The sequence below is a fragment of the Otoolea muris genome, from assembly GCF_943193115.1.
Lineage (GTDB): Bacteria > Bacillota > Clostridia > Lachnospirales > Lachnospiraceae > Otoolea > Otoolea muris.
In genome coordinates this window covers 1-25,071 of record NZ_CALPCY010000053.1, presented here as the reverse complement: position 1 = coordinate 25,071, position 25,071 = coordinate 1, and the positions used below count along the sequence as shown (strand labels likewise).

The following is a 25,071-nucleotide window of genomic DNA, read 5'->3' as shown; positions in this document are numbered from 1 at the left end:
AACGAGTTCTTTTGCCCAGTTGCCATCAATCCATATTTTGGGTGCGGGTCATTTTGACCCGCACCAGATTGATACAACCTCTCGGGGCAAAGTGGTCTTATGTTAGAAGTGCGCTACTGGGCAAGCAGGGCGTTTGTATATACAAACGCTCAAAACGGACTTCCAGCGTTGCCGCCGGAAATCCGTTTTTGCTTGCTGGGGTAGCACCCCAGACCCTTTGAACAGCCCCTTGCCGGGGCTGGTTGCGCGTTCGGTTTTCCGAACACTTAATTTCAACTTTGGAGTTTCAAAGGAATTTGTTCATATCAACCGGAAGGCCCACAGCTTTCATATTCTTTGCTAAATCCATTTTCCACGCTCCTGAACTATCCATAGGTACATACAAAACGCCACTGAGATCACCAGGGGTTTCAACATCTCCTTTGACAAATGCACAAACGTGGTCGCGTCCTAATTTTCCAATAAAGAAGCCGTGTTCAAATACGACATTTTGCCTCGCACGATACTTCTCAGAACCCGCAGGTGTTTTTTTGTCGCGTCCCAGGTCACATTCTGTATAGAGGATTACAGCAAAACTCACATCCGCATAATTCTCAAACTTCTCAATGATGGTGCGCCCTGCATCAGGTTGCTCATGAAGGATAATGGCCTCAAACCCCGCCTTTTCTAAAGTGCGTGCCATATCTAGTTTTGCAGCCTCATCGTGACCATGAACGATGAAAATTTTATTACTCATAATGCTCCTTCCTGCACCATCCGGCATCTGAATTATGTTTGCCTTAAAAAAATCTGTATCTGTGGACAGAGCCCGCAAGTGTCCCATCATATCTTTATAAGATGATGTCCTCTTGTGAAAATATGTATTGTGTATGCTATCATGCAAAGGATGGCTTTTTAAATGCCGCTCATTAAAAATGTTGATTTCACCCATCCACGCATCATACAACGGACCAGAGACACTTGAAACGGGAACCCCATTTCCAGCTGGATGAAATTCTATCCTTCCAATATCTAAACCACGCTGAATAAATTCATCTACTTTTGCTTTAATTGGATTATCTGAGATTTCAGCATTCTCACGTTCTTTTTTCAATAAATATGTCCTCAGCTTTGAAGCAATCAACTGAAGTTCTGGTCGATAATCAGCGCCACAGGCAAATGTAGGTACCTTTCTATAGATAGGAAGATTTTGCATAAAGTTATCTATTGGCCCACTATAGCGATTAACAAGCTCGGCATAAAGCCCTTCACTGCCGTTTACCGATTTTTGGCTTTCACATCTCCCGATGTCCTGTTCTACTTGAATTTTGAATAACGGTGATATTGACATATCGCTCACCTGCTTCCTTTTATCTATCAGCTGTGTTTACCAGAGGCATCAAAGCAGGACGTCTCAATTTCTGAGTAATATTTACGAATAACTTCTGTCCATTTTTGAATTGTCTGGATGAAAACCAGTCCATCCCCATACGGTATTGAGTTAAAAAAGTATGTCGAGATAATGGAAAGCGAAATAGCTGAGTTGACAGCTGGCATGGCAAGACCATAATCACTATGCCCAACAGGTATAAAATGTTCAAGACCAGGGCCATTCGCCAATCGCCCAAACGTTCCTTGGGGTGATGCGTGGACAACCTTGTTGGAGAGTTTATATTGTCCCCTCCACACATCATTTTGGGCGGTACACTTTCTTTTGATGTTGTCAAAGGATACGTGTCTATTGTTTGCAAAAAAAGGAGCTGCCTTTGCCCAGTCATGATAGTCATCTCCCGTATTTGCAGCTTCGCAGTATGCTTTCGCAACATCTTCATCATTTTTGCTGATGAATTCGGCGATGACACTCAACTCATATATCGACCGCCAGCGAGCATAGGCACCGTCTGCAAATCCATTTTTCAATAAATGAAGGATCTCCAAAAACTGTTGGCAAGCCCTGCCATGAATTGCACATAACGCTGCATATTGAAACTGCTTATCAGAAATATCTTCTTGAGGCAAACTCGCAACATAGTCATTAAATGTTTGTGCCAACTCTAACGAAACAATATATAAGGCTTCCGAAGCAACAAACCCTTTCCCCCAGATTTGTTCGTTGTGAGCAATGAATTGAGCGGCCTTTGCTCGTTCTTCCAAAACTCGCTCATACATTGTACTTTCCATCAAAGCAACTGTATCGGAGGCCATTACCGCACTAACATTCATAAGTGCATTCTCGATTTTCAATTCGGATATTTTATCTATTATTTCAGAATCAGACAATCCGTCAGCCCCAAGTTCCTCCACTCGCTGCTGAAGAACGGTATTCAAAAGTTCCAGTGTAAAATCGTTAGCCATTTATTCCCTCCGTCAAACTTTGATACATCCTCATCAGTTCTGCCACGCATATGCTCTCGGTCATGTCCCTGACAGAAAACCCATAAGCCTGCATAACTGCTCGATCATTATCCTGATGCGCCTTTCGCAATTCCGGGGGCATAGTCAATTCATCATAGAGATCAGCAAGGCTGCTTTCCGGATAGCGGGCGCGGGCGTCTAGAATTGCCTGGGCGGTCTGCTCAATTTTGGCCTTTTGTGTATCGGTGGGTGTGGGCCAAGGGAAGTTGTTGTAAACCACGTCTTTGGAGTAGCGATAGTCGCTCTTAATGCGGCCACAGACAGCCCTTGTCCAAGCCATGTGAACATTTGAAGTCAAAATACCAAAATGATAGATACTTCCACCAGGGATAAGTTGCACTGCATTGTTCACAAGTATATTTGACGATACAAAACCAAATGGAATATATCGCCGTGTTTCAGAAGAATGACAAGGAATAATAATGTACTCACTGTCAGGATGCCGGATTTCCTGGAACAAAGTTGGAGTATCCGCGCTCCTTTGTGTTGCCGCTTTTGTGCTGTTCAGTCGGAACTGCCTTACTTGCTCCACTCGCTCCATGATGAATGGGGACTTGCGCAGTTCGGCGGGAGATGCGCCGACCAGCCACAGGCAGTAGCGGGCTTTATTGTTGATGTACTCGGTTGCGCCATATATTTGCCGGATAAACTTTTCCGTTCCCGGTTCACGCTTGAGCAGTTCGTCACGTTCTTCTGGGGATAGGAATAGAAAGCCGCCATCTGTTGGTTTATTCCCATATACCATCTGCGGTACATTGCAAATAGAATTGGTTCGGCTATCAATAAATACATTGGGGGCATCAAGCAGATAGGGATTGATATCCTCTACTTCTTGATATCGCTCTGTTGTATAAATCCGCTTAGGCGCAGGATTAGGCTCATTACTGAACCCCACAATCACACAATGGACATGAGCCTTAATACTGGCTTCGCTGTCCCAACGGAATGTGCGGTGCGCAAAGTCAATATGAATACCGAAACGTTCATAAAGCGGCTTCCAAACTCCTGCGACCTGTTCGCCTTGGGTAATGGAATTAGTAGACACAAACGCTGTCCGAACGGCGGTTCCCTGCATCAACTGTGCCGCCTTGAAATACCAGCCGGAAACATAGTCGATCTTGCCCGCTGTTTTGTAAGGCTTGCCCTTTTCATCAACATAGACGGAGAGAATATCATTTTTCTGTGCTTTGCTTTGCAGTGAGTAACCTACAAACGGCGGATTCCCCATAATGTAGTTCAGCTCATGCTTGGAGACAACACTTGCCCAGTCTACCTGGAGAGCGTTCCCCTCAGTGATATTGGCATAAGATTTCAGAGGAAGGAAGTCCAAGGACATATGCACTACATCCTCGGTTTCTTTCATCATCTGGCTTTCCGCAATCCATAGGGCAGTCTTTGCCACAGTCACGGCGAAGTCGTTGATCTCGATGCCGTAAAATTGACCGATGGACACTTGGATAGGATCGCCAACATCCAACATAATCTGCCCCCGGTGGAGCAGGGAGAGCGTCTCGTTTTCCAGCCGTCGAAGGGAGATGTATGTCTCAGTCAAGAAATTTCCAGAGCCGCAAGCCGGATCAAGGAATTTCAGACCAGCCAGCTTCATTTGAAATGATTCCAATTTGGCTTTGCGGGTTCGGTCAACTGTAATTTCTTTGATTTCCGCAAACTCGGCTTTCAGTCCGTCCAGGAACAACGGGTCAATCAGCTTGTGGATGTTCTCGATAGATGTATAGTGCATCCCTCCGCTGCGCCGGGTCTCTGGGTTTAATGTACTTTCAAAGACTGCGCCAAATATCGTGGGGCTGATGTCGCTCCAGTTAAAATCCTCGCTGGCATTTTCCAGAAGGAGCGTTTTCAATTCTTCTGTGAAAGGCGGGATTTCAATATCCTCGTCATTGAACAAGCCGCCATTAACATAAGGGAATGCCGCCAGTGCCGGATTATCATCCGCAAGGTATTTATCGCGCGATTCCGGTTTCTGATCTAAGATTTTGAACAACTCCACCAGCGCCCTACGAATACCACTGACAGAAACATCCCTGAGATAATCGTGGAACATACTTTTGCCGCCGAAAATCCCAGCATCTTCCGCATAAAGGCAGAATACCAGCCGGACACAGAGCTTGTTTAGGCTTTGAAGCGTTGACTGACTGCTGGGGTCCTTGTACTGTTTCAAAAGCGCGTCATAAAGCGCCCTACCAGTTCGCCAGCTTGCAGGGAGATTTCCATTTCTTTTTTGATGTGTTCACTCCCAGTGTCCACCAGGAATTGCAACCGGTAATATTCCTTCTCCAAATCCGCAAGGAGAATCACTTCCGAGTCGCCGCCGGGCCGCTCCATGTCATACACATGGAATTCAGCAAAATTGCAAATCACAATCCAACGGGGGCGCTGGGAATAAGGCAGTTCGGCGGCGTACCGCTTTGCCTGCTGGAATGGGGACAGCAGCGAACCGTCAGACTGCTTGATAGCGGCTTTCAAATTCTTGTCGATGCTCTTTTGCTCAATCAGCACATGAGTAGAGGGGATGATGCCGTCAATGAAGCTGGTATGGTCCAGCTTCACCTGTTCCTCAAACGTGATAAAACTGCCCACATCCTCAACACCCAGCACATCAGAGAGCAGCGTCAGCCAAAATGTCTGGCTTTGTCCCTTCTCATAGCCTTTATCTTTCCAGTAAGCCGCGAACTTCCTGGCGGCCATCTTTTGTTGCGTATCAGTCATACTATCACCTCAGCGTCAATCGGACATTGAAAATAGCCCGTCCTTCAATGCGCTTATATCCTTAAACCTACTATACCACATAGAACGACAGATTTCCAGACAAACCCCAATAATTCTCCGAGCAATCTCGTTGTTTGTCACACATAAACGCCGAAAGCCGACCTACTTGTAGTAAGCCGGCTTTCGGTATTTGCGCACTTACAGTAGCGCATTTGCAAGGGCATTGAACCCACTAAGCATTGCATATCTCGTCTCTTATAATTTCTTCAGCACAACTGGCGATGCTGTTCATGGTCTGTACCCACTCCCATTGAGAACGCCGCTTCAAGTCCTCAGTTACGCCTTCGGTATCAGCCATCTGCTGGACAATGAGATGGTAGCGGTTCTGTGCTTGTTCGTTAAGGTCGGCAAGGTAGCTGTGTAGCTTACCCGTCAAAATCAGGTGGTTGAGCAGAAGCAAGTTCGTTTCTTCCAGATATGCCCGGTACATCTGTCCCCATTTTCCGATGGGACGGTAATCGTCCTCCGGCAGTTCAATGGCCGGGATGTAGTAGTCGCCAGCAAGGATGTAGTCGATGCCAGTGTCCTCGTCATGGATTCTCGGTTTCAATTCGCTCATTGTGTTTTCCCCCTATGTGATAGTCTTGTTTGATTATCGGTAGCCGCTACCGATAATGTGCCACACCATCTCGCCGGAGGTAATCGACCACCAATGCACTGCTGTGATGTCATTCTTTATGTAAGGTTGACTAACGAATTCCACGCAAAGGGGCCTGTAACCAATACATTGCTGCCAATGGCGGTGTTAGATGACATCGTGGCAATCATTGTATTTTTTACGGTCAATTCCGTTGTGGCCAGTTCTGTATCGGGCGGCTCCGTTTCGCTGTATATGCTCCCTGTGATGATTCTTTTGCCAGTCATCATCGGCCTCGTTACAGGACTTCCTGCCGGACGGCTCTTAAGCAGGGCCAGGGGGCGTATACAGACATTCTCCGTCCTGCTTGCTGTTATAAAACGAATCTATTTGAGGAAATTAAGTTAAATATCCCATATCCGTCAACTCGATTGCATATTGCCTTACCGTGTCCTGAAATACCAAAAATCATGACAGACGATTGCTATTGGCATATTTATCCTTGTCGGCCTATATTCCGTTCCGCGAATTGTGAGGTTATCTCTTTTACATTCAAATGGTGTTTTTGCTATGTGGAGCAGACCCTCTGTCACCGCATTTCAGCTTTGCCGAGAACACGCAGCAGCAGTTATGGCTCCGCCCTGCATTCTTCCTCCGCTGCATTCTTCCTCCGCTGTATCCCTGTCCGTCAGATATTTTTCAATGGCGCAGGGCGTCTGCCCCTGCATGAACAGCCGGTAAATAAGCCGCGCGGTCTCCGCCTCTTCCGGCACAACCTCATACCGTCCGTTCACGTTACGGTAGCCGAGCAGTGTGCTGCTCCTCGGCTTCCCTTCCTCGAAATTCTATTTCATCAATAATAGAAATGTTTCTTTTTCAGGCGAAACAGTAAGTTTCTCTTTCATCAGGCGATCATTTTCTACCAGTTTTGTTACTGTAAAGCGGACTGGCAGCCCTTTAAAGTATAAAAGATCATTTTTCCATCTCTCCGCCTCCTCACCAGCTTATTTGACTTTAAAAGGTTTAGCTGGCGGGACACCGCGGACTGCGTAATTCCAAGCTGATCTGCCAAATCACCAACACATAAATCCTGCTCCATTAAAAGGAGCAGGATACGAATACGTGCAGGGTTCCCAAGCACCTTGAAAAATTCCGTTAATATATACAAATCGCTTTCCTTCAATTCTTTGGAAAAATGACTATCCTGATATTCTGTCAAAGGATCCCCCCCTACTTACAGTTTTTTCACAAACAGGCAACGGATCGCATTCAGCACCGCAAGAATCATAACACCTACATCCGCAAAAATAGCCAGATACATATTTGCGATTCCCACAGTCCCTAATGCAAGGCAGGCAAATTTCACTACAAGCGCCATCGAAATATTCTGGTAAACAATCCGCAGACATTTCCTTGAAATCTTGATTGCCTTTGCTATCTTGATCGGATCATCATCCATCAGAACAATGTCAGCCGCTTCAATTGCCGCATCCGAACCCATTGCCCCCATAGCGATACCAATATCAGCTCTGGAAAGAACCGGGGCGTCATTGATACCGTCACCCACAAAGGCCAGCTTTGCCTTGCCCAGCTTCACCCGCAGAAGTTCTTCCACTTTTTCAACCTTATCTGCCGGCAGAAGTTCGCTGTAAACCTCGTCAATTCCAAGAGAGGAAGCAACCTGATTTGCCACTTTCTTTGCATCTCCCGTCAGCATGACAGTCTTATCAACGCCTGCTTTCTTTAATTCCGCAATCGCCGCCTTGGAATGAGGTTTAATAATATCGGAAATTACAATATGCCCTGCATATTTCCCGTTGATTGCCATGTGTATAATCGTTCCGGTCTGGTGGCAGTCCTGATAAGGAATATTCAGGTGTTTCATCAGTTTGTCATTTCCGGCTGCAACCTCCATACCGTCTACCTTTGCAGTTACGCCATTTCCGCTGATTTCCTGTATATCTGATACACGGCTTCTGTCAATTTCTTTCCCATATGCCCGCTGTAAGCTCTTGCTGATGGGGTGGGAAGAGGCGCTCTCTGCAAGAGCCGCATACTCCAGCAGTTTTTCATTCTCAATGGTAGAATGATGAATCCCGTTTACCTCAAAGACGCCTTTTGTCATGGTTCCGGTTTTGTCAAAAACAACATACCTGGTCTGGGACAGGATTTCCAGATAGTTGGAACCTTTTACCAACACGCCCTCCTTGCTTGCCCCGCCGATTCCCGCAAAAAAACTTAAAGGAATACTGATTACAAGCGCACAAGGGCAGCTAATAACAAGGAATGTCAACGCCCGGTAAATCCATACACCCCAATCTGCTGACAGCCCCATAAAAAGCAAACGCACAACAGAGGGGAGGAATGCCAGCGCCAACGCCGCATAGCAGACAGCCGGGGTATAGATTCTTGCAAACTTCGAGATAAAATCCTCTGATTTGGATTTGCGGGAACTTGCATTTTCCACCAAATCCAAAATCTTTGAAACGGTGGATTCCCCAAACTCTTTTGTTGTCTGTATCTTCAGCACACCCGTCATGCTGATACATCCGCTGATTACTTCATCACCGACCTTTGCCTCCCTGGGCAGGCTTTCCCCGGTCAATGCGCTGGTATTCAGGCTGGAAGCGCCCCAGGCGATAATTCCGTCAATCGGCACTTTTTCTCCCGGCTGTACAACAATCACACTGCCAATCCCTACTTCGTCCGGGTCTGCCTGCTCCAATTTCCCGTTTTTCTCTACATTGGCATAATCGGGGCGAATATCCATCAGGTTGCTGATATTGCGGCGGCTCTTACCAACCGCATAGCCCTGGAACCACTCGCCAATCTGATAAAACAGCATAACGGCAATCGCTTCCAGATACTCGCCATTCTCATAAACGGCCAGCGCCATTGCCCCAATCGTAGCCACTGCCATGAGAAAGCTCTCGTCAAATACCTGACGGTTTTTAATGCCCTTTGCAGCTTTCTTCAGAATGTCATATCCGATAATCAGATAGTCAACCAGATAGCACCCAAAACGAAGCCATTTTCCCGCGGACGGGAATACATATTCGTCAACCGTATCAAACATCTCTGCGGAAATAAACTGGAGCGCCAGTAAGATTCCGGCGCTGATTAAAATCCGAACCATCATAACCCGTTGCTTTCTTGTCATGCCATCTTTGCGGCCGCCGACAAAAATAAGAAGAACAGCAGCCATTATAATAACAACTGTCAGCAATATGCTGATCACTAATTCCTGCATGGTAAAATCTCCTTTCAAAATATGCTTAAGTGTTTAATTATTTCTGATAAAAAGACACCCCAAAACCGCAGCCGGGCATTTTCAGGGTGTCATCTTTTCATGGGCAGCTCTGGCTTACAGGAAAATCTCGCAGTCCGGCTCCACTTTCTTGCAGGCATCCAGCACGTTCTTCATAATGTCTTTCGGCTCCTGCCCTTCGTCAAATTCCACGATCATTTTCTGTGTCATAAAATTGACAGTTGCGCTCTGTACGCCGGCGGTCTTGCGAGCCGCATCCTCCATCAGATTGGCGCAGTTGGCACAGTCTACCTCGATCTTGTAAGTCTTTTTCATTGGAAAAGTCCTCCTTGCTATTTTCTGTTTTTCAATTTTAATGATTAAGTACTTGTTTAATTATCATGGCTGCAGTATAATACACAAAAAGGCACCGGTCAATACCTCTCAGGCATTCCCTCCCAAATGGGCGAAAAGTATTTCCATTTGGGCGAAATGCAAACGAAAAAGAAAGGAAAAACAATATGGAACCTGCAAAATTACCGCACCGGCATGGAGATGGGCAGCAAACGGAGCTGATACAGAAACAATTAAATCATGTGGATTATTTTCAAACGGTAGCCGAAGTTTTCAAGCAGCTTGGTGATACCACCAGAATCCGCATTTTCTGGCTTCTCTGCCATAGGGAAGAGTGCGTTCTGAATATTTCGGCCATGTTAGATATGTCAAGTCCGGCTGTGTCCCACCACCTCCGGCCATTGAAGAACAGCGGCCTGATTGTCTGCCGCCGTGAGGGAAAAGAAGTTTACTACCGTGCCGCAGATACGGAGCAGGGACGCCTGCTGCACCAGATGATTGAGCAGGTTATGGAAATCACCTGCCCTGAATTGTGAGGTCTGTCTTATGAATGATGAATTGATACAAATAAAGAATGATGCGGAGAACATTCAGCAAAAGACTGCAGGCACAGTTATCTCACTTTATCCCGGTATAGAATTATGTTATCTGACATTTTCGGCTAATTCTTTTTCCGTACACCATAAAGCTATGCCGCACATCATTCAAATCAACCACTGCAAAGCCGGACAGATTGTGTGGGAAATGAAAAGCGGAAACCGCATTTATCTGAATCCAGGTGACTTTTCCCTTCATACCATGAAAGCCTGTACGGATTCTATGTTTACCTTTCCAAGCGGTATATACCAGGGGCTTTCCATCTACATTGATTTACAGGAAGTTTCCGAGCATCCGCCTGAACTGTTAAAAGGCAGCAATATCTTTGAAACTATATTACCTGAAAAATTTTGCAGGAATGACTCTCCTGTTTTTCTTGCCGGAAATGAACAGACAGAGCGTATTTTTTCTGCATTTTTTAACCAGCCGGAAAGCCTGAAGCTGCCTTATCAGAAAATAAAGACTTTGGAGCTGCTTCTTTATCTTAGCAAAACAGAACTTACCTCCAGCCAGCAGTTATCCGAATACAAAACCGAGCAGATTCGCATTATCCGGGAAATCCACGACCAGCTGACCTGGCATATGGAGCAGCGAATTACGATAGAAGAACTATCCAGAAAATATCTGATCAACCCAACCACTTTAAAAAACGCCTTCAAGTCTATTTACGGAACTTCGATTGCCGCCCACATCAAAGAGCACCGCATGGAGCAGGCCGCAAAAATGCTAAAAGAAACCGATAAAAGCATTGCGGAGATTGCACGCGCTGTCGGCTATGACAGCCAAAGCAAATTTACTGCGGCATTTAAAACCTATTTTAAAGTCCTGCCTAAAGAATACCGCAAAAAATAGCTTAAAGCTAATTTCAAATATTAGTACTCTTTTACGACAGGAATTTTCTTCTGCATGCATCTTTCTCTGTCTGCTTTCAAATAGGACAGGAATAGAGTTACCGCAAAATATTGTATTATATCAGAAATAATCCCTATCGTTAAAAAATGCACCCAAAGTCATGTTTGGGTGCATTGTATCAAATTGTGGTACGCAAGCCATATTGCGTGTCCAAATTGATACAAATTTTATAAACATTATCAAAAGAAATCGCATAGTTCTGATCTTCCAAACTCACGGCTAATTGTAATGATCCTTTTATTCCACCTCCTGCTTTACTTATGGAAGCGAATACCGTTTCGCTCTGAATATTTTAATAGCGCTACTGCAACAATCAATACAATTGTTTCATAAATAAGTGACGAAAACCAAATTACGCTTTCACCAAATATATATGGCAAAATCAGAATTACTGCCAAGTTTACAATTATACTCCGCAAAACACTGATACCTGCAGCCTGCAGAGAACGTTCCGTAGAGTACAAATAAGAAGAAATCATAACATTGACCGCCATTACAATAAACCCGGTAACAGTTCAGATAAGCCTTGAACTGTTACGCATCCCTTTACAGGCGTCTTCAATCATGGAGACGCATCTCTCAATACCGAATATGCCGCTGTCCAGACATAAATGGTAGTTTAAGGAATCTCCCCATTTCTGGTCTGTGTAGTACCGGTAATGGTCTGCCCGCAGCTTATCCCTCCTGCGGATCCTTTCATCCGCGTTTTCGTCCGAAAACTGCCCCCTATCCATACAGCGCTTCTTTTTAAACGCCATATCCGCATGGATGAAGATGTTCAGCACATCCTTCCTGTCCCGCAGGATATAGTCCGCGCACCTGCCCACTATGACACAGGGGCCTTTACCCGCAAGTTCCCTAATGACCTTTACCTGCGCGAAATAAATCTGATCCTGCAGCGGCTGATACTCCTCATAGCGCCCTCTTCCCCCATATGACGCGTAACGGGCGATATTAAAAAGCAGGCTGCTGTTCATATGCTCCCCTTTTTCCTCAACAAATTCCTTGTGGAATCCGCTTTCCTTTGCCGCCATTTCAATGATCTCCCTGTCATAGAACGGCACATCCAGCCTTTTGGCCAGTTCGCTCCCAATGCTGTGCCCGCCGCTTCCGCACTGCCTGCTGATCGTAACAATTTTTTCCTGCATAGATGGCTGCCTCCTTAAATCTTTTTCCAATATAGTTTCAACATAATCAGAGTTGTGATAAACGCAAGCAGATCTGCCAGCGGGCCTGCCCACAATGCCCCTTCCACCCCTAATACCAGCGGCAGCAATAAGGTCGCCGGGAGCAGATAAACGATCTGGCGGGACAGGGACAGGACGGCTGCCTGTGTCGGTTTTCCGATTGCCTGAAAGAAAACGCCGGTTGCCATCTGCAGCCCGTTGATCGGACACGCCAGAAGGAAGATGCGGAAGCATTTCACCGCGAACTCATTGTACAGTTCCGACTCTGAACCAAACAGCCGGACAATGCTCATAGGCGCGAACTGGAATACCAGAAATGCCAGGACCAAAACCATGGTAGATACGGTCAGGATAATGCGGTATGCCTGCTTTACCCTGTCTTTCTTCCCGCTTCCGTAATTGTAGCCAAAGATGGGCTGCGCCCCGGTCGCCAGTCCGAGCAGGACGGCAGAGACGATCTGGTTCACCTTCATGGTGATGCCGATGGTCGTCAGCGGGATCTCTGCGCCATATTTTGACTCTGCGCCATAGGAGACCAGTATGTTATTTGTCACCGCCATGACCAGGACGATGGCGATCTGCGTGATAAAGCTGGATATGCCCAGGCTGCTGACCTTCGCCATAACCTTTCCGGAAATACGGAAACATTCCTTATCCAGTTTGATGCTCTTGAATTTCCAGATATAGGCGAGATACAGGAACGCGTTCAGTATCTGTCCGGCAATCGTTGCCCAGGCTGCCCCCTTTACGCCCCAATGGAACACAAAGATGAAGATCGGGTCAAGAATGATATTGGTGATACATCCCAAAAGAAGTCCTGCCATGCTGTATTTGGGGCTGCCGTCCGCGCGGATCATGCCCGCCATTCCGGAATCAATGGAAGAGAACAGGATCCCATAGGAAATGATCCGTCCGTAATCCATGGCGTAAGGCAGGATGTCTTCCGTCGCGCCGAACAGGACGCACAGAGGCTCCAGAAACAACTGGAACAGAATACAGAGGATCGCCCCTGCGATCACCATGACCGATATGGAGCAGCCCACGCCCCCGGCCGCTGATTTTTCATCTCCCTCGCCAAGCTTCAGGCTCAGGTATGCCGCGGCGCCGTCGCCGATCAGCAGGCTTAAAGCGATCGCAATCACTGTCATGGGCATGACCACATTGGTGGCGCCATTGCCAAGATACCCGACCCCCTGACCGATAAAGATCTGGTCAACAATGTTGTACAAGGCGTTGACCACCATGGAAATGATGCTTGGAACCGCAAACGTCAGGATCAGCTTTCCGATCCGTTCCGTACCAAGCGGATTTGTTTTTGTTACCGCTGTATCCATTTTCTTACCTCCTTGAATTCATGGTGTTGGGGTCAAAAGGTCTTTTGACCCCTTTGATTCTACCTACTCCTTCATTTCCACAGTTTGTCTGGCAGGCAGTATCTTTTTCAAACGGTCGTCACAGGAAACCTTTTCCCTGCGGATAAAGTCCTGCGCCTCCATTTTTTTCAAAAGTGTGGAAACAATTCTGCCGGGCTATATGCTATATTAAACCACATTCCCTCTTGAAAGAGAATTGACAATATGGTATTATCAATGATAAAAACGCAATAATCAAATATTCCGCAGCAAACTGCGAAATATTTGATTCTCGCGGCAGCCGCCAAGTCTATGCAAGCATGGCCCTGGCTCGTTGCCCGCGGAAATCGAGGTAGACGCCATGAATACTGACCAATTAAAGAGTTTTATCCAGGTTGCGGAAAATTTGAATTTTGCCAGAGCGGCAGAAATTTTGAACATTACCCAGTCCGCGGTATCCAGGCAGATCCATTCTTTGGAGGATGAGCTTGGAACCAGGCTTCTTCACCGCACCACCCGGACGGTGACCCTTACCCCGGCAGGCATCAGCTTTCTGGAGGACGCGAAAAACGTAGTCGGAAGACTGGACGCAGCATCGCGGAAAATTCAGAGGCGCCAGTCCTCCGGCATCCAGATCCTGACCATCGGCTGCACGGACGAGGCAATCCTGGACCTGCTCTGCAAAGTCCTCAAATCATGCCGGGCGCAGATCCCGGAGCTGTATCCGTTTTTAAAGGTGATACCGCACCGTTCCATTCTGGGGCTGTTTTATCAGGGAGAGATCGATCTGCTGTTCGGATTTCAGGATGATATTCCGTTGAAAAACGACATCATCTATCAGGAGCTGTTCCGGATTCCGCTGTGCTGCATCGTTCCGGATACCCACCCTTACGCCGGCAGGACAGAGCTGGCAAAAGAAGAATTGTATCTGGAGAATATTGTGGTCTGCAATTCTTATGCCGTTCCATTCAAGGCAGCGGAAATGCAGAACCGCATCGCGCAGCATATCCCTCCGGAATCCACCTACATCTGCGATAATCTGCAGGCTCTCCTTACGCTGGTAAGAGCCGGTTACGGCTGTTCCATCCTGCCGCAGATGCATTTCATCAGTTCGGACATCCGCGTCATTCCGATCACCGGCAATGAGCCTTTGTCTTATGGTATTTTCTATCGAAAAAACGCGGTAAGCCCTCTGTTGAAAAAATTTATCTCTATCATGGCCACAACTTCTTTCCAATAGAAAAGAAGCGGCGCAGGTACAAAAATCACCCGCATCGCCTTTTTTATCAGGTGTGCAATTGCTTTAATATTTTATGGCCTGCCTCAGTCAGCCCTCAATCTGGATATAGTTTGTATTCTCCACAACAGTCTCCGGTTTTTCTTCGGAACCTGCAGCTTCAGAGTGCGTCTTCAAATCTTGCTTTGATATCCTCCTGTTTTACATCTTCTCCCGCATAAAAACTTCTGCTGCCGGAACCTGCATAACGTTCCCGCCTGATGTACAATCCGTCACTGTTTTTTCATCATTCCGGGCAGCGGATACAGCACTGATCGTCAGATAGCCGTCTTTCAGTACTGCTTTTACGTTCTCCTTTTTCATATCCAGGCGAACTGTCACCATATCAATGATTGTGTGACTGCCTATTTTTCGCAGCTAAGAGAGAATTTTCTGCGATTCGTCCGGGCGTACAAAGTTATCCTCAAGAATATGCTTTACATTCTGTACGCCTTTCTCGATGACCGATTCATCATCCGAACTACAATACTGACCTAACAGAAACTCAAGCACATAGAGCGGGACATTTGCCCTTCGATGGCCTTTTGCAATTCTGTCATGGCGCTCAGCTCGTATTTTCCGGCTTCATCCTGCTGATCGCTGATGATTTTCTGCACACTCTTTGGAAGCTGGCTTACGTTTCTCTGCTTTACATATTTACGAATCTTCATGGCAGATTCCAGCGATTCATAGTATGGCGTATCAGTCAGAACAACAATGGCTTCGTTGCCTTTGGATTCTGTCATCAGACTAAACTCTGTTTTTTCTGCGGCATCGGTTGCAACGGTCAGAAAGCGCAAACGCATACCGCCCATAGCCGCGCCGACCGTAATGCCATCTACCATCTGGTCGAACGCAAAGTCATATTTTTCATAGCGGAATTTCTTGGTTGTAAAAATATCACCGTAAATCATCTGGGCAATACGCTCCACGATAGAAGCGGTATCCACGTTGGTATCCCGGATTTCACGCTGAATATCCTGTTCTTCATCTGTCAGAAAGTTATAAGTATCGCCTGTTCTGCCGATATAGTTCTGGCTAATCAGACGGTCAAGGCAGCCGCGGACAGCTTCACGCATAATAATTTTATCCACACGAATATCATCCGACATCAGAATAACGATATTATCCAGATTAGAAGGAATATCATCAATATACCGAATCAGATACAGAAGTTTCAGCACATCCACATCCTGCTGTTCGATACCATCACCATTGTCTGCGGCTTTCTGGCAGCGCTCAATGACCCGGCGAATAGAACCGTCCAGAAAAGTATGTACGGTATCATAAAAACGAAAGAATGGAACAAGCGCATATTCATCCTTCTCCTGAATTTTCTGTGCCGCCTCCTGGAAGCCGGAAAGCATGGAACGCTCACCGCCGGAAAGATGCTTGCCGGAATTTCCGTGCTTACGGATCTCTGCAAATACCTTCTGCATAATGATAAACTGATACGGCACGAACGGGAAGTTCTCCGTGAACTCCCTCGAACCAGAATACCCTTTAATATCCAGAATGGAACCGCTGAAGCTGAACAGGTTACGCAAAACGGAATCATTCTGCTCATAAACATTTTCCAAATCAGCAGATGCTTCCGATTTCTTTTTCAAAATACGCTTCTGGATGACTTCATCCACAGAGGAAGAAGATAAGCTCAGTCTTGTCTTGAAACGAGCCTGAATACGGGAGAACTCATCGGCACGAACTTTGATGATTTCATCAATCGCTTCCTGTCCGGTGCAGATGACCCAAATCTTACCTTCGCACTCACTGCCAATCTTTTCTGTCAGAGACTGGAGATTCAAAAGCATATCGGTATCTGTACCAACATACTGACCAACCTCGTCAATCATAAAAAGCAGACGGAAGTCCGCCGGTTTGGTATCCACATAGGCTTTCATATCTTCCACAAGCTGTGCAATAGAAATTTCTGTTGCAGTTTTATCATTGAACCAGCCTCGTGCATCGTCTTCGCTCATATCCAAAACTTCCATCAGAGTCGGGATAATGAACTTGCCATTGAACGCAAATGCGCGGCGCATTTCCAGCCAGGATTTTCCTTTTTTTCCCTCAAAAACTCTGCAAAACTCCTCTGTCTTTCCCTGTCGGTCAATATAACGCTCCATCATGGCGACTTTCAGATTTTCACCGTAAAATCCCAGATGGTTATAAAACATTTTTGCGAAAACACGAAGGACAGCAGCCTTGTCTTTATTGCTGAATCCTTCGATGTCGATATTAAACAGAATTGTCTCTGTCTGTCCCCTGGCGGCACGATCAATCAGCATAAAGGTTGCCGGATCATCTTCAAATTTTTTACGGAAACGCTCTACACTGCGGACACCTTTTACTTCTTTATTTTCCAGAAGATACGAAAGCATTTTCAGGAAATGAGATTTACCACTTCCAAAGAAACCGGAGATCCACACACCCATATCGGCTGTGGGCTGATCAAAGGCATCCCCGTAATAATTGAAAAATGTAATAAAATGTTTTTTCAATTCTCTGGTGATGACGTATTCATTTAACTCCTGTTCAATTATACCGTCAGCAGCCTGATCTACTTTAATTACACCATTGATTTTGCGGTTGATGTCGTCCGCAAACATATCTCGAATCTTCATGGCTTTATCCCCCTTAATCTATTATGGACTTTGTCCATAATCATCGTTCGCCGCCCGCCAAATATGCAGGCATATGATAGAGAGAAATGTTTTATATAAATTGCAAATTTTCAAACGGCAATCCAGGGACTGATCGGTTTCCATCTGATTTACAAAATGCCGGACCACCATTTCATTTTCCGGCTCATAACAGAAGATTCTGATATTCACCCCATTGCTGAGTCCCCTGCCTTCCAGGAACTCCGGCTCCTGAATCAATGCCCGAACTTTGTCCAGACGTTCTTTTATGCGGCCCAGGCCGCCCTCTGCCCCAGGGCGCCTTCCCGCCCCTGCGGGCTCCCCTTGTCTCTCGGCTACGCCGAAATTCACCTTGTCACTCATTGGCTACCTCCTGCACGAAATGCTTCACCGGAGCATTCCGCTGTACGATTATGTGTATGAAAAGCAATTAAACGCCGGCAGTACCGCTGTATCGCCATTGCTTCTGATGGCATTCTCCAAAACAGGATGCAGCCATACCGGATTCAAATGATCTGCCCCCCGATTGTCGAGATACTCCGTCTCCACAAGCGCTCTGGCAATAATCTGTTTTAACTTTGTGATTGTGCTGTCGCTCCAGGAAGCTACGGTATCATTCTGCTCCTGCAAACGCATAAAAAATGTATTCAAATCTATCTTACCAAAGGACATGTCTCTTAACCGGTACTTCTCTCCTATGACTGTCAGCATAAACTCCCAAACAAGTCGGCTCTGCTTCATCATCGCATACAGGCAGATCTGCTTTGCTGTCTCTGCCGGCTGCGATGCAACCGCAGAAACCAGAGTTTCATCTTCCAGAGTATGAAGTCGTTTCATACAGGCTTTTGCCATCCGTGTAATCGATTTTTCAGTTGGATACTGGAAAAGATTCTGCTCCACAATTTCTGTTACAACCGCTTCATCTGAGAGTCCTTCGCTCATCAGCTTTGCGGTGGAACGCATTTCATAGAAAAGGAACGGTTCTCTGGTCAAAGACGCTATATACGGATAAGAATGATCCATAATGCTTTGCCTCCTTACGGTTCCTCTTTTTTATCAGGAACAAATTCCATGATGTCTCCAACATCGCAATTTAATACGGAACAAATTTTTTCTAATACATCCATGCTGACATTTTCATCTTTAGACAACTTCGACATTGTTGTCGTACTGAAACCAGTCTGCAAGCGCAAATATCAGTACAGCATTGAAAGAACAAATGAAAACTGAATACGACACAGACGCGGCGTTTCTCTATCCCATAACAGGGAAAACAGGAACACCGCTATCCCAAACCCTCTTGATAGTTCTCTCACTACCTGCAACACCGTACAAGACGATTAAAATGCCAAGCATTATTTAATTTCTTGAATTTATTCGGCTAACCGTATATAATTATAGTGATGGAACTCAGGAAAGCGAGGGAGACCGAAAATGTTAGAGTTTATTTCTGCCCCGGAAGCGGCGAAGAAATGGGGCATTTCAGAAAGACGGGTACAAAAGCTCTGTGCGGAAAACCGCATACCGGGTGTGGCAAAATTCAGCCGGCTATGGCTGATACCAAAAGACGCTGAAAAACCCACAGATGCCCGATTGAAAGCAGAAGGGAACAAAAAACATGAATAAAGTTTTAATTATTGATGATGATAGAGAGCTTTGCGCACTAATCAAACAAAGTATTTTACAAGAGTGTATAGAAGCTGACTGCTGCTATTCTGGGAAATCCGGCTTGCTGCAGCTAAAAGAAAAGGAATACCAGCTTGTCATACTGGACGTAATGATGCCCGGTTTCGATGGCTTTGAAACATTAGAACAGATTAGACAGGAAAGCAGTCTGCCTATTTTAATGTTCACATCAAAAAATGACAGCGCTTCAAAAGTGCGTGGTTTGCGGGCAGGAGCCGATGATTATTTAACAAAACCTTTTGATATGGACGAGCTGATCGCCCGTATTGTTTCATTGATTAGACGCTATACCCGTTTCAACCAAAAAGACGGACAGACACAGAGATTTGAGTTTGACGGGTTGACGATTGATTATAATAGCCGTTCCATTGTCACAATAAATGGAGAATATGAACTTCCCCCGAAAGAATTTGATCTTCTTCTGTTCCTTGCTAAAAATCAAGGAAAAATACTGACAAAACAGCAAATATATGAAGAAGTATGGGGCGAGGAATATGTGTATGATGATAGTAATATTATGGCAATCATCAGCCGTTTGCGGAAAAAAACAGAAGAACATCCCGGCAATCCTAAATATATACAGACGGTAAAAGGGATTGGCTATCGTTTCAGTAAGGAGGTATGACCGTTGTATACAGAAGCTGTCATTGTGATTGGAATAGTGATCGTCCTTTTTTCTGTTTGCAGTTCTGCACTGGCCGTCCGGCGTGTAAAAAAGCAGATTTCGGAGATATCTGACGCTTTGGAAGATATAAAAAACGGAAATGGAAACAGGCGTATTTTAGCAGAAACACATGAACTTATTGCCCCCCTTGCTTATGCAATCAACGATATTATCCTGTCTTATGAAAATAGGCTTTCTGCCTGTCACCAAACGGACGAAACAAACAGGCAGCTTATGACGAGCCTTTCCCATGATGTAAGGACACCGCTTACCACACTGATTGGGTATTTGGACGCTGTACACAAAGGGATTGCAGACGGAAAAGAACGTGACGACTATATAGAAACTGCCCGCCGGAAAGCGCATGACTTGAAAGAATATATAGACGTGCTTTTTGATTGGTTTAAGTTAGGTTCTGATGAATTTTCCATGAACATAGCGGAGATTGATTTAACAGAGCTGACACGCAATATACTAATTGACTGGATACCGATATTTGAAGATACACAGGTAGATTTCACGATTGACATTCCAGAACAGCCTTTCCGGGTGCAGACTGACCCGGACGGATATATGCGGATATTAAACAACCTTATACAAAATGTAATCTCCCACAGCCATGCAGATAAAATTGAAATAGCTTTAATGGAACAGAACAGGAATATAAAAATTGTCCTGTCTGATAATGGAATAGGGATTGACAAGGAGGATTTAAAGCATATTTTTGATCGGCTATATAAATGCGATAAAGGACGGTCTGAAAAAGGCAGCGGTCTTGGTCTGTCAATCGTACATGAGCTTATTGAAAAATTAAACGGAACAATCGTTGCAGACAGCACACCGGGAAACGGAACAATTTTCACCATGTTTTTCCCGTTGATAGACTAATCAGCTCCCGCCCTCTTATGGCGGGAGTAATTATTTGTAAAAGTCTGCGTTCTAAAAATTGCAAGGTTAATGCAAGATTGGTGCAAGGTTAATGCAAGGTTGGCGTGATAGAATGGCAGACATAATAAGGAGGTTTCACAATGAGCAAATATATAATTGAAACGAAAGATCTTACAAAGCAATACGGAACACAAAAAAGTGTTGCCAATCTGAACATTCATGTTCAAAAAGGACGTATCTATGGCCTGCTTGGCAGAAATGGCGCCGGAAAGACAACGACTATGAAGATGCTGCTTGGACTTACACAGCCGACTTCTGGGGAAGTGACGATTTGGGGGAAGCCCTTACAGGCAAATGAAAAAAGGCTGTTGCCCCGTATCGGCAGTCTGATTGAATCCCCCGGCTTCTATCCTAATCTCACAGCTACCGAAAATCTGCGCATTTTTGCTACCCTGCGGGGAGTGCCGAACCGCAGCGCCGTTAAAAATGCACTTGATTTAGTTGGTCTGCCTTACAAAGATAAAAAGCTGTTTTCCCAATATTCACTTGGCATGAAGCAGCGGCTGGCGATTGCACTTGCCATTATGCACGACCCGGAGCTTTTGATTTTGGATGAACCGATCAACGGTCTCGACCCGATTGGAATTGCAGAAGTCCGTTCCTTTATCCGTGATCTCTGCAATGAGCGCGGAAAAACAATATTGATTTCCAGCCATATCCTTTCCGAAATTGCACTTTTGGCAGACGATATAGGCATTATCGACCACGGTACATTGCTGGAAGAAGAAAGTCTTGCAGAACTGGAAGCAAAGAGCAGCAAGCATATCCGCTTTACTGTTTCGGATACGGCACAGGCGGCAAGAATTTTAGAACGTATCTTCCATGAGAGCCGGTTTACCATACAGGACAACCACAATTTACAAGTGCATAATCTTGATTTACCAATAGGAAGAATTGTTACTGCTTTTGTGGAAAATGGTTTAGAAGTATCGGAAGCCCATACTTGCGAAGAAAGCCTTGAAGATTACTTCAAACGTGTAACAGGGGGTGAGGGGATTGCTTAAACTGGTTATGTGCGAATTTGCAAAATTAAAGCGCAAAAAATTTATATGGCTGGTTGTTCTTTCTGCGTTTTTATTTCCCGTGCCGCTGACAGTATTGATGACAATGCCGTATACAGCAGAACAATATGACAGTAAGATAGCGATTTTCAATGATTACTTTCAGTCGGTTATGGGCTATGGAGTAGAATTGCTTTTACCGTGCATAATCGGGGTGATTGCGGCCATGCTCTTTTTTATGGAACGGGATAATGATACTTTCAAAAATCTGCGCACAATTCCCATAACAAGCACACAGATGATTTTGGCAAAGATTATTGTCCTGTTCTCTTTTGGAATTATTTTCAGTCTGACATCGGCTCTTATAACAATCCTTTGCGGCGGGCTGATTGCAGAAGTAAACAATATCGCTTACAGATTATTTTTTGCGCTGGAAATGGGGATTTTTATAACAGCCGGGACGCTGCCGTTAATCGTCCTTGTCGTTTTCTTTAGCAAGAACTATATATTTTCTGTTTTATTGTGTGTTTTTTACAGTGTTTTAAGTATGACAGCCGAATCATCTTTTGGCGCACTGCCTAAAGTGATGTGCTGGCTAATGCCAATTCCGCTTACAACCCTGTGGAGCGCAGGAAATTTAACCGCGCATGGCACTATGTACGGTGTGGGGATGTTGGAAAATTTAATTCCGACTACATTTCAGACAATCACTATTTTAGCCGTTATCGCTTTGCTTTCCGTTATAGTGATTGATTATATGTATAAAAAGAGGGGGGATGAATGATATGTTTCGCATGGTTAAGACCGAAATATGGAAATTAAAGCGGTATCATATGATATGGGCAGGTGTTTTCCTAATGCTGCTCTCCGTCGTATTAACGCTTTTTTCCACAACCGCATTGGACGGAACGCTTTGGACATTTGCCTTTTTTACAGAACAGGTAATCAAAAATAATGCCACAACGATTTTCCCCATGTGCATTGCCCTCATTGCCGGATATATCATAGCAAGGGAAGGAAAAGACGATACGCTGAAAAGTATTATGACTATTCCTGTTCCTTATAGCGGCCTTTTGTGTGGGAAATTGCTTGTATGTGCGCTGCTTTCTTTGTTTTTTGGGCTGGTAAGTGCGGCATTCACGGTAACTGCCAATTTGTTGATGGGATTTCCGGGAATGTCTGTAACATCAGTATCACAGACATTTATTCAGATTATTCTCAACTGTCTGTTTTTGTATATTGCAGTCATGCCTGTAATTGCATTCGCTGCCCGTATACCAAACGGACATATGCTTGGAACAATCATTGCTTTTGTTTATGGCTATGGCGGTATGTTTGCGTCTGGAAATGTTACGTTAGCAAATGTTTATCCTGTTACTGCAAGTTTAGGCTTAATCAGTTACAGAAGCTACGATCCGGCTGTACATTGGAATGTGTTAATCTGTCTGATTAGTATGATTGTCGTATTGATGATTACTGCTGTTTTCGTATTCACGGCAAAAGGAAACGTGCCAGTCAAGGCAGCAAAAAAACACAAAAAAACAATAACAAAAAAAGGTTGGTAAGCGGAGGATATAGGAATGAAGAAAAAATTATCTATCAGGATTGCGGTAGCTGTAATAATTGTTGTAGGTTTTATTGGTTTTTGTATGTGGTTTCTTTCGGGAACTGGCAGCACATACTACTATTCACAGATTGATAACAGTAAAATAGAACAGACCAAATCAAACGGCGGTGTAATTAACTTTCGTGGAAGTATGGATTACTCATACACTTTATTTTCTTACGATGAGAATGGAAAAGGAAAAGACATTACATTCGGAACATCAAAGGAATTGAAAGAGGGAGCTTTTATCCGTTTAACGGTAATGCCGATCCGGGGTGTTCTTGAATGGAAAGAGGTGCAATATGATGAACTTCCTGCCGTTGTGCAAAGCAATTATACAGCACCAACGAGTGAATAAGGGCAGTTATAGGCTTGGAATTAAAAAATAGAAAGGCTGATGATATGCGCTATAAGAAAATACGTTTCCATTTCCTTTCAATTGTTCCGGACTGGCTTCTGCTGCCAGAGCCACGACCAAAAGGCCTCCAGAACAGGTTTTTCCTTCTCGAGACGCATCCGGTTCCGCTTTTCATAATCACCGGGATACTTTTTGTTTACGGAGTCCTCAATGGTGAATAACCGGCTGCAGTACTGGACTCCCTGCACTGGTGATGCTGTATGCTGTTCCGGAATGTGAGCCGGCACAATGTCAATGGGGACCACGTCCTGTTTCAGGCGGGGAACCTCAAGATGACCGTAATTCGCTTCCGGGATCTGATACGCTGACGTTTTCCGACAGCGCCTTTTACCACTGGGTCAGCCGCTGTCGGAAAACGTCAGCGGCTGACCCAGTGGTAAAAGGCGCTTACTGCAATATCGTTTTCACGACACCAGTCAGCATCCGTCATCCCGCTCTGGCGGCATTCATTGATAAGCCGAATCTGTTCCGTCATCGGAACACGGGCTTTGCGGGTACCTGTCATAACCTATCCTCCACAATTGCAGTGAAATAGTCTAAATATCTATCGACTACAATTATTGGAACACACCACGCCGGGTTTACTGGTTCTTATTCACTTTTTACTCAATCGGTCATATAAAATGGTTTCCTCTCCTGTAGACAATCTTATTTTCTTTTTATATAAAAGTGTCCACGATGCCTGATTCTTTGTATAATCCCTTTTCCCCTCCGGAAAAAAACGGCAGAAATAATAATCCGCTTTTTTATCTTTTGTTAGAAAGAGAAAAATATTTTTATTCTGAATCCGGTTCTTCATCAGATAATCTGCCTGTATCATGGAAAAGGCATTCATCTTCTCAGTATATTTAAAAATGGTATCATTGCTGTCAAACAAATCCCCCAAGTACGGAAACAGGTCAACCCGTTCCGCAATCTTATGGTAAAGATCCGATGCCTCTACCTGTCTCTGTGTAATTTTTTTTCCTGATCTCATCAAATAAAGCTCTGCCGAAGCAGAGCTTTTCTGACATTTTCTTTCGACAACCGCCGGTCACCTAGCCAGATTGTGGTAAGTGCCAAACCCTTATAAAGCCCGCAAGACACTGCCCTCTGGCGCAACATCTTGTATCAACGCTTTGACAGACACTCTCCGTTGCCTATCTTTATTATTATAGTACAACGGACTGCAAATTATGTCAATCACAATCTGCTGTTTTTGTTGCCACTTCTTCAGAAAAACCGCCCCGGACTCATACTACCAAAGTTTCTATTATTTCATCGATGATTGAAAGACTCCCTTCATTGGGCTCAATTATTAATACACGGCCGATATTACCACCCCCCCCTCAGACTGTCCGAAAACCCTGATCTTCATCCATTTGAAGTCATTTTGGACACTAAAAAATCAGGTTCATCGGACTTATTTTTCAATCCGTTACCT

Annotated in this window: 28 protein-coding genes and 2 pseudogenes; 11 read left to right on the top strand and 19 right to left on the bottom strand. The window is 45.0% G+C overall.

The window, feature by feature from the left end:
• Nucleotides 1-286: 286 nt before the first annotated feature.
• From NFS31_RS21615 to NFS31_RS21600, 5 genes are all read right to left on the bottom strand, one after another.
• Nucleotides 287-1,330, bottom strand: coding sequence for a TIR domain-containing protein (locus tag NFS31_RS21615; RefSeq protein WP_251499847.1), 1,044 nt, complete (start codon nt 1,328-1,330; stop codon nt 287-289).
• Between the two features lie 26 nt (nt 1,331-1,356).
• On the bottom strand, nt 1,357-2,334 hold the full coding sequence (locus tag NFS31_RS21610; RefSeq protein ID WP_160584416.1) for a DUF5677 domain-containing protein: 978 nt from the start codon (nt 2,332-2,334) through the stop codon (nt 1,357-1,359).
• Complete coding sequence (locus NFS31_RS21605) at nt 2,327-4,573, bottom strand: class I SAM-dependent DNA methyltransferase (RefSeq protein ID WP_331482808.1); 2,247 nt, start codon at nt 4,571-4,573, stop codon at nt 2,327-2,329. The genes NFS31_RS21610 and NFS31_RS21605 overlap by 8 nt, the downstream gene beginning before the upstream one ends.
• Nucleotides 4,570-5,121, bottom strand: a complete 552-nt coding sequence (locus NFS31_RS27195; protein ID WP_331482807.1) for a type IIL restriction-modification enzyme MmeI — start codon at nt 5,119-5,121, stop codon at nt 4,570-4,572. The genes NFS31_RS21605 and NFS31_RS27195 overlap by 4 nt, the downstream gene beginning before the upstream one ends.
• 232 nt (nt 5,122-5,353) lie before the next feature.
• Nucleotides 5,354-5,740, bottom strand: a complete 387-nt coding sequence (locus NFS31_RS21600; RefSeq protein ID WP_160303668.1) for a TnpV protein — start codon at nt 5,738-5,740, stop codon at nt 5,354-5,356.
• Between the two features lie 93 nt (nt 5,741-5,833).
• Here NFS31_RS21600 and NFS31_RS21595 point away from each other — a divergent pair, with 93 nt between their 5' ends.
• Complete coding sequence (locus NFS31_RS21595; protein ID WP_251499843.1) at nt 5,834-6,166, top strand: cation:proton antiporter domain-containing protein; 333 nt, start codon at nt 5,834-5,836, stop codon at nt 6,164-6,166.
• A gap of 191 nt (nt 6,167-6,357) precedes the next feature.
• Here NFS31_RS21595 and NFS31_RS21590 read toward each other — a convergent pair whose 3' ends face one another.
• The 4 genes from NFS31_RS21590 to NFS31_RS21575 form a co-directional block, all read right to left on the bottom strand.
• Complete coding sequence (locus tag NFS31_RS21590; protein ID WP_251499838.1) at nt 6,358-6,552, bottom strand: recombinase family protein; 195 nt, start codon at nt 6,550-6,552, stop codon at nt 6,358-6,360.
• A 137-nt stretch (nt 6,553-6,689) separates the two neighbouring features.
• Nucleotides 6,690-6,977 (bottom strand): ArsR/SmtB family transcription factor, encoded by a 288-nt coding sequence (locus NFS31_RS21585; RefSeq protein ID WP_251499835.1) that lies wholly within the window; start codon nt 6,975-6,977, stop codon nt 6,690-6,692.
• 15 nt (nt 6,978-6,992) lie between these two features.
• Complete coding sequence (locus tag NFS31_RS21580) at nt 6,993-8,963, bottom strand: heavy metal translocating P-type ATPase (RefSeq protein WP_416389493.1); 1,971 nt, start codon at nt 8,961-8,963, stop codon at nt 6,993-6,995.
• 159 nt (nt 8,964-9,122) lie between these two features.
• Complete coding sequence (locus NFS31_RS21575) at nt 9,123-9,341, bottom strand: cation transporter (RefSeq protein ID WP_016305287.1); 219 nt, start codon at nt 9,339-9,341, stop codon at nt 9,123-9,125.
• Between the two features lie 185 nt (nt 9,342-9,526).
• On the opposite strand from NFS31_RS21575, the gene NFS31_RS21570 reads away from it, so the two are divergent.
• Complete coding sequence (locus NFS31_RS21570; protein WP_251499831.1) at nt 9,527-9,895, top strand: ArsR/SmtB family transcription factor; 369 nt, start codon at nt 9,527-9,529, stop codon at nt 9,893-9,895.
• A 10-nt stretch (nt 9,896-9,905) separates the two neighbouring features.
• The gene (locus NFS31_RS21565; RefSeq protein WP_251499826.1) at nt 9,906-10,808 is read left to right on the top strand and encodes a helix-turn-helix transcriptional regulator; all 903 of its coding nucleotides are present in this window, start codon (nt 9,906-9,908) and stop codon (nt 10,806-10,808) included.
• A gap of 575 nt (nt 10,809-11,383) precedes the next feature.
• On the opposite strand, the gene NFS31_RS21560 is transcribed toward NFS31_RS21565, so the two are convergent.
• A complete protein-coding gene (locus NFS31_RS21560; protein WP_251499822.1) occupies nt 11,384-12,016 on the bottom strand; it encodes a cytidylate kinase-like family protein in 633 nt (210 codons plus the stop codon).
• Nucleotides 12,017-12,030: 14 nt separating this feature from the next.
• The gene (locus NFS31_RS21555; RefSeq protein WP_251499818.1) at nt 12,031-13,389 is read right to left on the bottom strand and encodes an MATE family efflux transporter; all 1,359 of its coding nucleotides are present in this window, start codon (nt 13,387-13,389) and stop codon (nt 12,031-12,033) included.
• 379 nt (nt 13,390-13,768) lie between these two features.
• On the opposite strand from NFS31_RS21555, the gene NFS31_RS21550 reads away from it, so the two are divergent.
• The gene (locus tag NFS31_RS21550) at nt 13,769-14,647 is read left to right on the top strand and encodes a LysR family transcriptional regulator (RefSeq protein WP_251499813.1); all 879 of its coding nucleotides are present in this window, start codon (nt 13,769-13,771) and stop codon (nt 14,645-14,647) included.
• Nucleotides 14,648-14,734: 87 nt separating this feature from the next.
• Here NFS31_RS21550 and NFS31_RS28390 read toward each other — a convergent pair.
• The 6 genes and pseudogenes from NFS31_RS28390 to NFS31_RS28025 all read right to left on the bottom strand — a co-directional run.
• Nucleotides 14,735-15,007 (bottom strand): annotated as a pseudogene (locus NFS31_RS28390) (Hsp20 family protein); the annotation flags it as partial.
• Nucleotides 14,996-15,220, bottom strand: a pseudogene (locus NFS31_RS28030) (anti-phage BREX system Lon protease BrxL); the annotation flags it as partial. The pseudogenes NFS31_RS28030 and NFS31_RS28390, both read right to left, overlap by 12 nt.
• Nucleotides 15,178-17,307, bottom strand: a complete 2,130-nt coding sequence (brxC, locus tag NFS31_RS21535) for a BREX system P-loop protein BrxC (RefSeq protein ID WP_334303124.1) — start codon at nt 17,305-17,307, stop codon at nt 15,178-15,180. The gene brxC and the pseudogene NFS31_RS28030, both read right to left, overlap by 43 nt.
• A gap of 21 nt (nt 17,308-17,328) precedes the next feature.
• Nucleotides 17,329-17,688 carry a hypothetical protein gene (locus NFS31_RS27185; RefSeq protein ID WP_331482804.1) on the bottom strand — a complete coding sequence of 120 codons (360 nt, stop codon included), beginning with the start codon at nt 17,686-17,688 and terminating at the stop codon, nt 17,329-17,331.
• A gap of 48 nt (nt 17,689-17,736) precedes the next feature.
• Complete coding sequence (locus NFS31_RS21525; protein WP_251499798.1) at nt 17,737-18,348, bottom strand: DUF1819 family protein; 612 nt, start codon at nt 18,346-18,348, stop codon at nt 17,737-17,739.
• A gap of 14 nt (nt 18,349-18,362) precedes the next feature.
• On the bottom strand, nt 18,363-18,452 hold the full coding sequence (locus tag NFS31_RS28025; protein ID WP_251499796.1) for a helix-turn-helix domain-containing protein: 90 nt from the start codon (nt 18,450-18,452) through the stop codon (nt 18,363-18,365).
• A 307-nt stretch (nt 18,453-18,759) separates the two neighbouring features.
• Here NFS31_RS28025 and NFS31_RS21515 point away from each other — a divergent pair, with 307 nt between their 5' ends.
• The 7 genes from NFS31_RS21515 to NFS31_RS21485 all read left to right on the top strand — a co-directional run bounded on the left by NFS31_RS21515 (nt 18,760) and on the right by NFS31_RS21485 (nt 23,588).
• Nucleotides 18,760-18,951: a helix-turn-helix domain-containing protein gene (locus tag NFS31_RS21515; RefSeq protein WP_251499793.1), complete on the top strand. Its 192-nt coding sequence runs from the start codon at nt 18,760-18,762 to the stop codon at nt 18,949-18,951.
• Nucleotides 18,944-19,636 carry a response regulator transcription factor gene (locus NFS31_RS21510; RefSeq protein WP_251499790.1) on the top strand — a complete coding sequence of 231 codons (693 nt, stop codon included), beginning with the start codon at nt 18,944-18,946 and terminating at the stop codon, nt 19,634-19,636. The genes NFS31_RS21515 and NFS31_RS21510 overlap by 8 nt, the downstream gene beginning before the upstream one ends.
• A gap of 3 nt (nt 19,637-19,639) precedes the next feature.
• Nucleotides 19,640-20,563 carry a sensor histidine kinase gene (locus NFS31_RS21505; protein ID WP_251499787.1) on the top strand — a complete coding sequence of 308 codons (924 nt, stop codon included), beginning with the start codon at nt 19,640-19,642 and terminating at the stop codon, nt 20,561-20,563.
• Nucleotides 20,564-20,703: 140 nt separating this feature from the next.
• Nucleotides 20,704-21,627 (top strand): ABC transporter ATP-binding protein, encoded by a 924-nt coding sequence (locus NFS31_RS21500; RefSeq protein ID WP_251499784.1) that lies wholly within the window; start codon nt 20,704-20,706, stop codon nt 21,625-21,627.
• Nucleotides 21,620-22,408: an ABC transporter permease gene (locus NFS31_RS21495; protein ID WP_251499782.1), complete on the top strand. Its 789-nt coding sequence runs from the start codon at nt 21,620-21,622 to the stop codon at nt 22,406-22,408. Before NFS31_RS21500 ends, NFS31_RS21495 begins: the two co-directional genes overlap by 8 nt.
• 1 nt (nt 22,409) lies before the next feature.
• The gene (locus NFS31_RS21490; RefSeq protein WP_251499869.1) at nt 22,410-23,189 is read left to right on the top strand and encodes an ABC transporter permease; all 780 of its coding nucleotides are present in this window, start codon (nt 22,410-22,412) and stop codon (nt 23,187-23,189) included.
• Between the two features lie 15 nt (nt 23,190-23,204).
• Complete coding sequence (locus NFS31_RS21485) at nt 23,205-23,588, top strand: YxeA family protein (RefSeq protein ID WP_251499779.1); 384 nt, start codon at nt 23,205-23,207, stop codon at nt 23,586-23,588.
• A 418-nt stretch (nt 23,589-24,006) separates the two neighbouring features.
• Here the strand turns inward: NFS31_RS21485 and tnpA are convergent, their stop codons facing one another.
• A complete protein-coding gene (gene tnpA, locus NFS31_RS21480) occupies nt 24,007-24,153 on the bottom strand; it encodes an IS66 family insertion sequence element accessory protein TnpA (protein ID WP_251499777.1) in 147 nt (48 codons plus the stop codon).
• Nucleotides 24,154-24,243: 90 nt separating this feature from the next.
• The gene (locus NFS31_RS21475; protein ID WP_251499774.1) at nt 24,244-24,624 is read right to left on the bottom strand and encodes a PBECR4 domain-containing protein; all 381 of its coding nucleotides are present in this window, start codon (nt 24,622-24,624) and stop codon (nt 24,244-24,246) included.
• Between the last annotated feature and the right edge of the window lie 447 nt (nt 24,625-25,071).